This window comes from Desulfopila aestuarii DSM 18488 (assembly GCF_900143695.1).
Lineage (GTDB): Bacteria > Desulfobacterota > Desulfobulbia > Desulfobulbales > Desulfocapsaceae > Desulfopila > Desulfopila aestuarii.
In genome coordinates this window covers 1-11,764 of the sequence record NZ_FRFE01000036.1, presented here as the reverse complement: position 1 = coordinate 11,764, position 11,764 = coordinate 1, and the positions used below count along the sequence as shown (strand labels likewise).

General features: G+C 48.9%; 13 protein-coding genes. 9 read left to right on the top strand and 4 right to left on the bottom strand.

Annotated features, from left to right (window positions below):
- Positions 1 to 32 precede the first annotated feature (32 nt).
- The 3 genes from BUF15_RS22560 to BUF15_RS22550 are packed head-to-tail and all read left to right on the top strand — an operon-like array spanning position 33 to position 1,884.
- The gene (locus BUF15_RS22560; protein WP_073616041.1) at positions 33 to 635 is read left to right on the top strand and encodes a hypothetical protein; all 603 of its coding nucleotides are present in this window, start codon (positions 33 to 35) and stop codon (positions 633 to 635) included.
- A gap of 3 nt (positions 636 to 638) precedes the next feature.
- On the top strand, positions 639 to 1,520 hold the full coding sequence (locus BUF15_RS22555) for a hypothetical protein (RefSeq protein ID WP_073616039.1): 882 nt from the start codon (positions 639 to 641) through the stop codon (positions 1,518 to 1,520).
- On the top strand, positions 1,498 to 1,884 hold the full coding sequence (locus tag BUF15_RS22550; RefSeq protein ID WP_073616037.1) for a PqqD family protein: 387 nt from the start codon (positions 1,498 to 1,500) through the stop codon (positions 1,882 to 1,884). Before BUF15_RS22555 ends, BUF15_RS22550 begins: the two co-directional genes overlap by 23 nt.
- Here the strand turns inward: BUF15_RS22550 and BUF15_RS22545 are convergent.
- Positions 1,876 to 2,709, bottom strand: a complete 834-nt coding sequence (locus BUF15_RS22545; protein WP_159441356.1) for a uracil-DNA glycosylase — start codon at positions 2,707 to 2,709, stop codon at positions 1,876 to 1,878. The genes BUF15_RS22550 and BUF15_RS22545 overlap by 9 nt on opposite strands.
- A gap of 302 nt (positions 2,710 to 3,011) precedes the next feature.
- On the opposite strand from BUF15_RS22545, the gene BUF15_RS22540 reads away from it, so the two are divergent.
- Both BUF15_RS22540 and BUF15_RS22535 read left to right on the top strand, forming a co-directional pair.
- Entirely contained in the window at positions 3,012 to 3,383 is a 372-nt protein-coding gene (locus BUF15_RS22540; RefSeq protein WP_073616032.1) for a helix-turn-helix domain-containing protein, read from the top strand.
- 174 nt (positions 3,384 to 3,557) lie between these two features.
- Positions 3,558 to 3,788, top strand: coding sequence for an FmdB family zinc ribbon protein (locus BUF15_RS22535; protein ID WP_084554398.1), 231 nt, complete (start codon positions 3,558 to 3,560; stop codon positions 3,786 to 3,788).
- Positions 3,789 to 3,818: 30 nt separating this feature from the next.
- Here BUF15_RS22535 and BUF15_RS22530 read toward each other — a convergent pair whose 3' ends face one another.
- Positions 3,819 to 4,166 (bottom strand): FtsB family cell division protein, encoded by a 348-nt coding sequence (locus BUF15_RS22530; RefSeq protein WP_084554396.1) that lies wholly within the window; start codon positions 4,164 to 4,166, stop codon positions 3,819 to 3,821.
- A 116-nt stretch (positions 4,167 to 4,282) separates the two neighbouring features.
- On the opposite strand from BUF15_RS22530, the gene BUF15_RS22525 reads away from it, so the two are divergent.
- Positions 4,283 to 4,702: a 2-thiouracil desulfurase family protein gene (locus tag BUF15_RS22525; protein ID WP_073616028.1), complete on the top strand. Its 420-nt coding sequence runs from the start codon at positions 4,283 to 4,285 to the stop codon at positions 4,700 to 4,702.
- A gap of 52 nt (positions 4,703 to 4,754) precedes the next feature.
- Here BUF15_RS22525 and tatC read toward each other — a convergent pair whose 3' ends face one another.
- Entirely contained in the window at positions 4,755 to 5,450 is a 696-nt protein-coding gene (gene tatC, locus BUF15_RS22520) for a twin-arginine translocase subunit TatC (RefSeq protein ID WP_073616025.1), read from the bottom strand.
- Positions 5,451 to 5,789: 339 nt separating this feature from the next.
- Here tatC and serS point away from each other — a divergent pair, with 339 nt between their 5' ends.
- From serS to BUF15_RS28470, 3 genes are all read left to right on the top strand, one after another.
- Positions 5,790 to 7,073, top strand: a complete 1,284-nt coding sequence (gene serS / locus BUF15_RS22515) for a serine--tRNA ligase (protein ID WP_073616023.1) — start codon at positions 5,790 to 5,792, stop codon at positions 7,071 to 7,073.
- A gap of 136 nt (positions 7,074 to 7,209) precedes the next feature.
- Positions 7,210 to 9,531, top strand: coding sequence for a mechanosensitive ion channel family protein (locus BUF15_RS22510; RefSeq protein WP_073616021.1), 2,322 nt, complete (start codon positions 7,210 to 7,212; stop codon positions 9,529 to 9,531).
- Between the two features lie 61 nt (positions 9,532 to 9,592).
- On the top strand, positions 9,593 to 10,003 hold the full coding sequence (locus tag BUF15_RS28470) for a carboxymuconolactone decarboxylase family protein (protein WP_073616019.1): 411 nt from the start codon (positions 9,593 to 9,595) through the stop codon (positions 10,001 to 10,003).
- A gap of 1,587 nt (positions 10,004 to 11,590) precedes the next feature.
- Here BUF15_RS28470 and BUF15_RS22500 read toward each other — a convergent pair.
- A partial coding sequence (locus BUF15_RS22500; RefSeq protein WP_143170840.1) for a transposase occupies positions 11,591 to 11,764 on the bottom strand: 174 nt, incomplete at its 5' end.

The window sequence follows — 11,764 nt, the reverse complement described above, 5'->3', positions numbered from 1 at the left end:
AATTTCAATTTTTACCTTTATTTCCACACATCATGAAACCTACCAGAACAATCGTCCTTGCCATCGCTTGCTGCCTGTGCTTCATAAATAGTACATCTGTCCTGGCCAAAGGAAAGGCACCACTTGAGGTCGGTGGTTTTGTACTGGGCTCGGATGTTGGCGATTATCCAGATGCCATGAACACCAACTTTCTTAAAGAAATGGTGATCACCGACTGGCATGGTTTTCGGAAAGGGGTAATCAGCTACGGTATTTGTAAATATCCCAACAAGATCGTTAGAATCGAACTGAAATACGAGGATCAGACAAAAGAGTACTTCCTCAAACTCTTGAGCGAATATAAAAAGCAGTTCGGTGCCCCGGACGAGTGGAAAGGCGATTCATTTGGCATTCTCCACATCTGGAAATGGTATTTCAAAGACAGCGCAAACCGGACCATCAGTCTTTTACTGCAGCATAATCTCCGTAATCCCAACGAGTCTATCGGTAATGTGGTCAAGTTATCCTATACTGATATGATGGAGGAGGAGCGGGAGTGCTTCAACCAGATGTGTGAAGAGAAAAAGAGTGACAAGGACCGGGAACGACTCGAGCAGTTGAAAAAGCCGGATTGGCAGTTCCTGATCCCACGCTAATCGATGGTCTTATCCCCTACTATCGACAGCCGAAGGCTGACAGGCTGGAACGGTCTGCAGTTCAGCAATCCAGTCAACTGGGAGGTAATTGTCGCCGGCCCCCGTCATCTATTAGTCGAAAACGATCTCAATCCTCTTCTGGAGATCCGCTGGGAACCAGACGGAAAAATTTCGGTCGATCAAGTTATCCAGGCAACCATCAGTCGGCTGGCCGACAGCAAGCTGTCGGTATTAAAACTTGTTCCACCTGAGCCTTTTCGCAACCTCAATCTTCCCGATCTCTCAGGACTTACCTGGCACGATAACGAATCCCTGGACGCCCTGGTCTGGCAATGCCCAGTCTGCAAAACGGTGCTGTTCTTACATCTGAACAGTCAGCAGACCAATCCGGCAACTGTCGCCTCACTCCTGCAATCCCTTCGCTGTCATCAGAAGCCCGAAGAAGATGCACTCTGGTCGATTCAGGATTTTCGTTTGATTCTGCCTCCCGGTTACACCTATATAGACTCCACCTTTTCGGCTGGCCTGAGCCGTCTGGCTTTTTCTGGTCAAGATCTTCGTCTCGATTTTTGCAGGCTGGCCCCCGCCTCTGCCCGGCTTGCCCAGTCGTCCCTCAGTGAGTTGCTGAAAAGCATGCTCGGCAGGCAGGAACAGGAAGAAATACTCAATCATTCAAATGTGATGTGCGAAATGCAGGTCAATCCCACTTTTGCACGCCGGCTTGTGGCGCATCTCACGAGAAAATCTATGTATCGCTGGGGCAGAATATGGCATGATGAACACCATAACCGTCTGCTCTCCCTCATCGTCGAAAGCAGGCATCTCATTCATCTCGATGAAGCCCATCACCTCGCCAACAGGTATGAAATTCTTCCGCTCCAGTAAAACACGCCCTCCTGCTCTCAGTCGCAGCGAAGCCCTGGCCTGCGTTCCTGAGATCGTGCCGGCCGTCTCCTGGCAATCCCAGGAATCTGGCGATATCCTGATCGAATATCCTTTGGTGGTCAAACCGCTGCTGAAAGCAATTTTTTCCCGTTTCAATCGAGAATCAACCGAAAATCTCACGAGAAAACTGCAGCTGGACAGCCTGGGTAGTCAGGTCTGGGTGCTGATCGACGGCAGCAACAGCGTGGGCGAAATTATCCGCACTTTTGCAGATTCGTCGACCATCACAACCCAGGAGGCAGAGCAGTCTGTGACGACCTTCCTGCGGGAACTGGGAAAAAGAGGGCTGATAATTCTACGCTAACCCTAACTGCCTGGCGAGCAACTGCAGATCGAGCCAGGTGGCTTTTTTCATCTCAGGGTTCTGGAGCAGAAAGGTGGGATGGTAGGTGGCGATCAACGGAATTTTCCGGTCATTGGGACCACTGCAGACATGCAGCTGCCCACGAAGTTTCGACAATGGCTCCCGTCTGTTCAAGAGCGCCCGGGTGGCTATCAGTCCCATACTGAGGATAACCTCGGGCTGGATCGAAACAATTTGACGGTGCAAAAACGAGACGCAGGCGCGCACATGCTCGGCCTTGGGCTGACAGCTATCGGCAATACCACACTTGATCACATTGGTGACAAAAACGTTGTTTTTCGGCAACTGGATGGCCTCCAGCATCTTGCCCAGCATCCGGTCCTGTTCAATGCCGAAAACACAGCCGACCGGTGATTTTTGCCCCCCAACCAACGCCAGCCAGTCTCCGACGATCAGAAGTTTCGCCTTTTCAGCACCCCCGCCGGGTACTGGTACCACCCGTTTCTCCGACAAGGCGCAACCATTACATGCCATTACCTCTTCGCGGATATCATGAAGTGCGCTCACCTGAATACGCTGAGATGATTCGCGCTTGAGCTTTGGCGGTTCCACCGGACGTACAGTCTTCTCTGCACTACCGATCGCTGTCGGTGGTCTCTGCCGTCGCACCTCCTGTGGCAAATCCATACCGGTTGTCATCCGCAATAGTCCACGTATTTCCTCCGTGGCGGGATAACTCTCTATACCGGATAGCCGATGATAGTTGAGCAATGCCTGCAGGTCCCGAAGAATAATCTCTGTATCAGGTGTGAGTGTTCTTTCCATAATCATACATTTTGTCAGGATACAATTTCGTCAGATACCACGAATTCTCAAAGAGATACCATATTACCACAAGAGTAAAACCCCGGCACCAGATAACAACACTACCACGGACGTCCATCTTACATGGTGATACTTACGTTATTTTTTTACAAAACTACTACAAATTGAGATGCAATTGTTTTGAGCATATGCTAATGTAGTATCACACATTGTGGTTCCAGCAGTACATGACTGTCAAGGAATAATGCTTCTTAGATTCTATTTGGCAGCCCCATCAATAACAAAAGTGTAAGGAAATTGAAATGGACAAGCTCGAATTCAGGAAGTCACGGAAAAGACTCGGCAAAACACAAAAGCAACTCTCCGAACTCCTTGGAATGTCCCTGAAGACCATCCACAGTTATGAACAGGGCTGGCGTACCATTCCAACCCATATCGAACGTCAACTCTATTTTTTGCTCATCCAGCAGCGCGGACGTAATAACCCGCTTACTCCCTGCTGGGACAAAAAACAGTGCGATCAGAAGGAGGCGTGTCCGGCATGGGAATTTCAGTCCGGTCATCTCTGCTGGTTTCTCTGCGGCACCCTCTGCGAGTGCACCCAGGACAAGGACAACAAGAGCAAACTGAGTATCTGTCGCGAATGCGAAATTTTCACCTCGCTTCTTGACTGACTCATTCGCCGGAGCCGCTCCTTTTGCGAATTGCTTTTCTCTTGCGCCGTTTGCGACCAGTACATATCATGTGAAACACATGACACTGCCGCCACGGCGCAATTATTTTAAGACACCTTGAATAGTTGAACATTCCGTTAATATTGAATTATTCAAAGTGGCCTTGAGTGTAACATGAAGCAACAGGAGAAGTATATGCCGCTTTACGAGTTTGAATGTCTCGAATGCAATTCCCAGTTTGAAAAAATCGTCCCGATTGCTGATGCTGCCCGCGACGTCACCTGCCCGAAATGCAGTAGTAGCAAAATCAAAAAAGTTATCTCAGCCGGCAGCCACCGGCTCAGCTCTGGTTCTTCTCTTTCCACAGCGGGAGCCGGCTGTCCCGCCAATTCACGATTCCGCTGAGGCTGATAACTGAAGGCCCCGTGAGGGCCTTTATTCATCTTTTTTATCATCAGGAGTGGGCTTTGCAAAGTCATAGACCCGCTCATTGGGCTTAAGCAAACCGAAATCACGCCGGGCAACCTCTTCCAGATGGGTTGGATCGTTTTTCATTTTATCGATACCCTCCTGTAATTTGGCATTATCTTTTTCCAGATGTGCGGTTTCAGCCTGCAAGGCCTGCACTTCTTCACGTTTGGAGAAGATCGCGAGCAAGCCACTGCCAGGGAAAAAAAAGAGCCAGGCAAAGGCAAAAATGACGAGAAGGGCAATGGCTCTTCTCAGCCAGAGTTGCTGGAGTGGTGTCAATTTCTGATTGGTGTTTCGTCTCATGCCTGCCATAATTTACTCTATAGATTCGAAAAAGATTTCCGGACAAAAAGGAGTATGGACCAACAGGCAACCACCCCTGTCCTGACCGGCTCTTCCTCACAGCTTTATACCAAACCGACGGAGTTATGAACAGTACACTTTCCACAACCTGCCTGGTAAGCAGCTGTCTTATGGGATTCTGTACCCGTTATGACGGCGCGACCAAACCACATGAAGACTGCATCCGCGCCCTTGCCAAAAGTTGTTGGATTCCAATCTGCCCCGAGCAGCTCGGCGGCCTCGCCACTCCACGCGAAGCGGCTGTTCTCACAGGTGGTAACGGCCATGACGTCCTGGCCGGGCGGGCACAGGTCATAACCGGATCGGGTCGTGACGTGACTGAAAACTTCATACGCGGAGCAGAGATGGTGTTGCAACTGGCCCGGTTACAAAACATCAGCACCGTTATCCTGAAAGCCAGATCACCTTCCTGCGCTGTACATGGCAAGATAGGGGTTACCGCAGCCCTGCTCAAGACCCACGGTTATACCTTGATAGAATACTGATCCGCGACGACGCCTACCCAAAAGCAATCGGTATCTGGCCAATGGTAGATCTTTAGGGTATCCGCATCACCATCAAAATGATGATTCCAGCCTCATAAAGCAGGTAGAGCGGACCACCCATCAACAGCATATTGACGATATCGGGAGTCGGCGTCAACAGCGCCGCAACGATAGCGATCAGCAGCACGGCGTAACGCCTGTTCCGCTCATAAAATTTACGGGAAAATACCCGCACCCGGGCCATGAACACCATGAACATCGGCAGCTCGAAAATAGCCCCGAAAGCCAGGATAAAGAGTGTGATAAAGTTGACGAACCTGCTAACGGAAATGACTGGCTTCAACTCCTCTGAGCCAAAGCCAAGTAGAAACTTGATGCCAAAGGGCAGGGTAATCGAATAGCAAAATATAGTACCAGCGTAAAATAACAGACAGGTAAAGAATATGAAGAAAAACAAGGCCCAGCCGGACACCTTGAATGGCTTACCCATGGCCCGCCACAATACTGTCATAATCCAGGGCATGAGCAGAAACATGGCTCCGAAAAGTGCAAGTTTCACATGGGCGAGAAAAGGTCCGGCAACCGAGAAAAAATACAGTTTTTCTGCGAGATGCCCCTGGACATAATGCAGCAATTCCGGTGTAATAAAGAAGATAACAAGGGTGGTCAGGATAATTGACACTCCCAGGCTGCGGATGGACCGGCGGAGTTCAGCAAGAAAGATGATGATTGAAGTGTGGGCAGCCATTCGAAAAAGATGCGGAAGAGTTTAATTGGTTTTTGAAAATCAACGTTCACCATCACCAGAGCCAGACAATATAACGACGTTGCCTCATGCTTATCTGGCTCGGGAGTCTTTTACAACTCTATCACTGTCAACGCGATACAGGCCGTAGAATCTTGGACGAACGTGTCCCGCGCCCCCTGGCGGTCGACGCAGCCAACAATAGCAGAAGGGACGCCCAATTGCAATTTGATTGAGGTTGCGCTCATCGGCTTGCCATGATAAAGATTACGTCGTTACCATAGGTTAGTTCGTGAGTATTCGCATGTAGTTCACCCCTTATCTCTAACTCAAAAAAGTATCATGCTAGAATTACGATTCATTCGGGAAAATATAGATCTCGTCAAAGAAAAGACCGCCCGCCGCCATATGTCCACTGAGCTGATTGATACCTTCAGCGAAATCGACAAGCGCCGTCTGAAAATTCTGGGCGAAGTGGAAAGCCTCAAGAACCGGCGTAATGTCGCCTCCAAAGAGATTGCCCAGCTCAAGCAGGGCTCTGCGGAAGACAAAGCGAAGGCAGAACCGATGATCATCGAGATGCGTGACATCGGTCAGACCATCAAGGAGCTGGACACGGAACTGGCAGAGATTGAAATACAGCTGCAGGATATCGTCATGGCCATCCCCAACCTGTGCGATGACAGCGTACCGGTAGGCCATGATGACAACGATAATCTCGAGATCCGTAAATGGGGCGAAAAGCCGGAATACAGCTTCACCCCGAAACCCCATTGGGAAGTAGGAGAAGACCTGAAAATCCTTGATTTTGAGCGTGCCGCCAAGCTCTCCGGCTCCCGTTTCGCCCTGCTCTCCGGCTTTGGCTCCCGCCTTTCCAGGGCGCTGACCAACTTCATGCTCGACCTGCACACCCAGAAGCACGGTTATACCGAGGTGCTGCCCCCGTTCATGGTCAACACCCCGACCATGACCGCCACCGGTCAGCTGCCGAAGTTCGCCGAGGACCTTTTCAAGATCGATGGCTGGGACCTCTATCTCATCCCGACAGCGGAAGTGCCGGTGACCAATATCCACCGTGACGAGACCATCGACGAAAAAGAGCTGCCGATTTATTACACCGCCTACACACCCTGCTTCCGCTCCGAAGCAGGCTCACATGGCCGGGACACCAGGGGCTTGATTCGTCAGCACCAGTTCGAGAAAGTCGAGCTGGTCAAGTTCACCACCCCGGAAACCTCAATGGCAGAACTGGAAAGTCTTCTCGCTGACGCCGAAGAGGTATTGCAGCTGCTCGGCCTTCATTACCGGGTGGTGCAGCTCTGTTCCGGCGATCTCGGTTTTTCTTCGGTCAAGACCTACGATATCGAGGTGTGGCTGCCTGGCCAGGAAACCTATCGCGAAATTTCCTCCTGCTCCAACTTCCTTGACTTCCAGGCGAGACGTGGCGCCATCCGCTACCGCCCGGAAGGCCAGAAGAAAAGCAAGCTGGTACACACCCTGAACGGTTCCGGTCTTGCGGTGGGCAGAACCCTGCTGGCGATTCTCGAAACCTACCAGCAGGCAGATGGTTCAGTAGCCGTACCTGACGTGCTGAAGCCCTATTTTGAGAACCGATTCCAGAAGTAAATGTGATCATAAAATGATCTAACTCCAGCGGTCGAACGGCACACTGCCGCTCGGCCGTTGTTGTTTTACCACGTTGCATTAGCGTACTAACCGGGAACGATCACCCACCTCTGCCTCTGGAGGCAAAGAAGAAGACATGCAGATCCAGCGTGTTGCACGACACTTGACACCACTTATTCTCGTTATCCTCGTTGTCTTGGGATGTTCCGATTATTCCTCTGCTTCCCAGCCGGCTCCGACAACCGTGAGCCAAACCGATGTCACCGCTCGCGTCGCTGGTCTGAGCGATGAAGAAGCACGCAAGCTGCTCATCTCCGAACTTGAAAAAACGGCAAGTCAAGATGAAACACTGAAAAAGCTCGGCCCTGATTCAAATTCTCCACTTGCCCGCCTGCTCAATGTTCTCGACACTAAATCAGACGTCTCCGAACAGGGCACCCGCCAGCTCCTCCAGGCCCTGCCAAAGGTGGGAGCCGACCTGTCTACATCTTTCAGGAAACTCTGTCCCTACAATACATCCACCGGAGCCATGGAAAATTTGCTCTGGGTTCTTTTTTTCCTGGCTACCGGTATCATTATAGAACTGCTCTTCGTCCACCTGGTCGTCCGCCGAATATTTGCCAACGTAGCCTCATTTACAATCCCGACAGCTATAACGGGCGTTGACAAACTTATTGCTTCAATCACCCAGGAACTGCCAAACTTCCTGCGCCTGCTCATCTATTTTTGCGGCTCCTACGTTATTTTCGTTTCGTTCATTTGGACAGACTCCCCCAACGTCCAGATGTTTTTTCTGGCGATCCTCATTCTTTCAACCCTCATCAGGGCATTTGCCATTCTCACCAGGATGTTTCTGTCGCCGCAATCCCCACTCTTTCGGATTGCACCGATCAACTGCCATCTTGCCGGAATCGGTTATCGAGCTCTCCTCATCACTTTCAGCTATATCCTGACAGTGATGATGTTCGGAATAGTACTGAAAAAACTTGGGCTCTCAGCGCCAACGCTCAGGCTCTATTTTCTATTTAATGCAACGTTCCTCTTGTCTGCCACAGGGGCCTGTATCCTTTTCTATCGCAAACAGGTCGCTGATGCCATCATCCAAAGTCCCAGTGAATATGGCGAATGCGCATCCTGGGGGCGAAACCAGTTTGCCGCGATCTGGCATCTTTTGGCCCTCGCGTACCTGGTACTGCTCTGGATACTCCTGTTTAACGATATCATCGACCCAGCCCAAGAGAATCGGGGAGCATTTCTCTTGAGTTTTTTCGTGGTTCCGATCTGGATGGTCTCTGACAAGCTCCTGCAATGGCTGGTTAAATATGCCATGGCAACCCTGAAGATCCATCTTGAAACGTATGAGGACAGCGGCGAGGTCAGCGAAGCCGATATCCTGCAACGCGAACAGGGCAAAAAGACGTTCATGAAAACCATGACCGTTGCCCGTACAGGCCTGGTCATCCTGATTCTCATCTGGATAGCCGGACTCTGGAACATCTACATACCGGTCTTCTCTAACCTGTCCGGGGTTGTCTTTGACACACTCATTATCCTGACCGTAGCCATCATCTTCTGGCAGTTCATAAGCAACTGGATAGAACAAAAAATCGAGGAATCCCTCCCTGCAGATAAAGAGAAAAAAGAAGATGAGGATGACTGGGGAGCATCGGCCAATCGCGGTCGCTCCTACACCCTTCTGCCCATGCTGCGTAAATTCATCGGCACCATCCTTGTTACCATGGTGACCATGACCATCCTCTCGTCAATGGGAGTCGATATAGGACCGCTTCTAGCCGGTGCTGGCGTGGTTGGCCTGGCTGTTGGTTTTGGTGCCCAGAAACTGGTAGCTGATATGTTCTCAGGTTTTTTTTATCTCCTGGACGACGCTTTCCGGGTAGGCGAGTATATTGAGGCAGGTGGTATCACCGGCACCGTGGAAAACATTAGTCTACGAAACGTCATGCTTCGCCATCACCGGGGAATGCTGCAGATTGTCCCTCATAGCGACCTCGGGCCCATCACCAACTATATGCGTGGCGGCTTAATCGTGAAGTTCAATCTCGATTTCCCCTACGATGCCGAGATTGATCAGATTCGAAAAATCATTAAGAAGGTTGGCCAGGCCATGCAGGAGGATGAAGAGTTTAAGAATGACTTTATCAGGCCGCTCAAATCTCAAGGGGTCAGGGAAATCACCAACTCGGTCATGACCATTAGGGTCAAATTCACCGCTAAGCCGGGCGCCCACTTTCTTATCCGTCGAGAAGCCTACAAACGTATAACCGAAGCGCTCAGAGCCAAAGGTATTCACTATGCTCACCGTAAGGTTATCGTCGATATCCCCTCACAACCTGGGAGCACTGAAGAGCACATTGCTTCAGCCGCCGGAGCAGCCACCGGAGAGCTGATCCAGCAGGAAGAACAAAAAGCTGCAGAGGCTTCAACCAGGCAGAAATAGCCTATGCCCATAATTTGAAAAAATACGTGTGAGGACATAACAACCCTCACACGTATTTTCCATTTTACATATTACCAATGACAATAGAACGTCCGTAAAGGTAAGCGCGGATGCTGGTGCGGCAGTTATTCAAAGCCTGCAGGATATTGCTCCTGATCTTGCACGCTTCATCATCGAGTTCTCATATGGTGATATCATTTCCCGTGCAGGCATTGATGGCCGTGTAAGAGAGCTTGCTACTGTCGCCATATTGACTGCACTTGGTAACGCACAGCCCCAATTGAAGGTACATCTCAGTGCTGCGCTTAACGTCGGTGTCTCTCGCCAGGAACTTATAGAAATAATTCAGCAAATGGCACTGTATGCTCGTTTTCCTGCAGCGTTAAACGGCATTAATGTCGCGCGAGATCTATTTGCACATGCTGTGCTGATTAGTTCGGATTCTTCAAGGACTGCGACGCCTAACCCATGATTTCGCCCGTTCAACATTCTAAAAGGGAGCCATCATCCCAATATCGAGGCGTGCTCTCAGGGCAGGAGCTTCCAATTTCTTTCCCGGTAACGTTTAAAGGTAGGGTTTTAGATGTGAGTAGCGGGCTTGAGTCCGATGTGTATTTTTAAATTTTCTTAGGGTTGCCATTGATAGACAGTTTAATGATGTCTGCCCTGGCGCCTAGCGACATCATCATCTGAATTCGAAACTCGATCTTAATTTGTACATATCAAGATATTCCAACTCCTACTCTCTGACCTCTAATACTCTTGACAATATAGTATTTACTTCCGAACAAATAGCGATTCCAATTACAATTCAGACGTATTTTACTTCCTGATCTAATTTTTTTCGTTAGAGGGTTCCCATAGGGCAAGTCGAATGATGCGCCGACAGATCCATCTGTCACATCATAAAGCATCACTTCGATAAGATCATAGTTTACTGTAACTACAACGACTTTTCCTGTTTGCGCCTGCCGTGGTCTAAGTCGTCGATTTAAAATACATAGAGTAGATTCCTGACATTTGTGACATTTAATTGACCTCCTCATTACACCCACGGGTATTGCTATCAAGCGTTTTGCATTGCAAGAATGGCATTTAAAATTAATCTTGTTATTGACCACTTGAAATGTTCTTCTTGATCTAGTCATTGACTCCTTCCTCCGTTTGGCGAGCAAAGCTAGAAACCCCTTTGAATGACATTTTCAGCTAGCTGGCAGAAATGCAATACCTACACCTGCCTAACCAACGAGCAGAAAAGTTTTTACAATCAAAATGAATTGGGGCAATTAGAAGACCTTTTCCACTGTCTGTAATTCTGCTTTTGATTAGAGAAAACTACACATATACGGAAAGATGTACGTAATATCGGAAAATCTCATAGAGTTATCAACCAATGAGGTGACGCCAACAGGAGGGAATTAAGCTATAATCCGTTGAAACTGCTGAGAGGAATATACTGAAATTAAAACCGCAATCGAACGTGTTATTTTTTTAGCAGAAAAATTGCTGTTTAAACACAGCAACAGCATAAGGCATTGTTATATTATACAATTCACGCCAGCTGCCAAAGAATCAATTTGATAAGATATATAATGTCCGATAGAATGAGCATATAGGTGATCATTCAAGATAGATTACGGACGCATTCTTTCAAGAATCGTCATGTCTTTGCAGGAAATCAAACTGGAGAGTATTAATAGAAATCACTAATATTCCAGCATTGTATGATTACATACTCGTCGATGACGACAATATTCAACTTGCAGTTTTAGCAAAGCACAATGAGTTGTTCCAGATTCCTGACATGATTTGCAAATTTTCTTTAAATACCTTCGCATACCTTCCCTTATCGCAAGAAGTCCACTATGAAAAAGAGAATTGGACAACAGAAGGTCGCTCTAACAGGACGTTGAAAAATTGTGCAGGTTTATAACGATCATTTTTATGCCTGCTTCAAAATTGATCTTTAACACTGTTTATAGGGGCTCTTCCTCAGTGAAGTAAGCGTATTTTCGCTCCGTAATCACGGTTGCTTGTACCCTTAATGGGCATTTTACCATTAACCGGAGACACCTATCCCCAGGCTGCGCATCCTGACCATGTTGTATGTCGCCGCTGCGAATGTAAACAAACACCCTATTCTTTCGGCACCCTTGTATCTCGATTTTCGTAGCCAGGCGACGTCCTTGATCCAGCCGAATATCTCTTCAACGCGCTTGCGGGTTTTCTGACT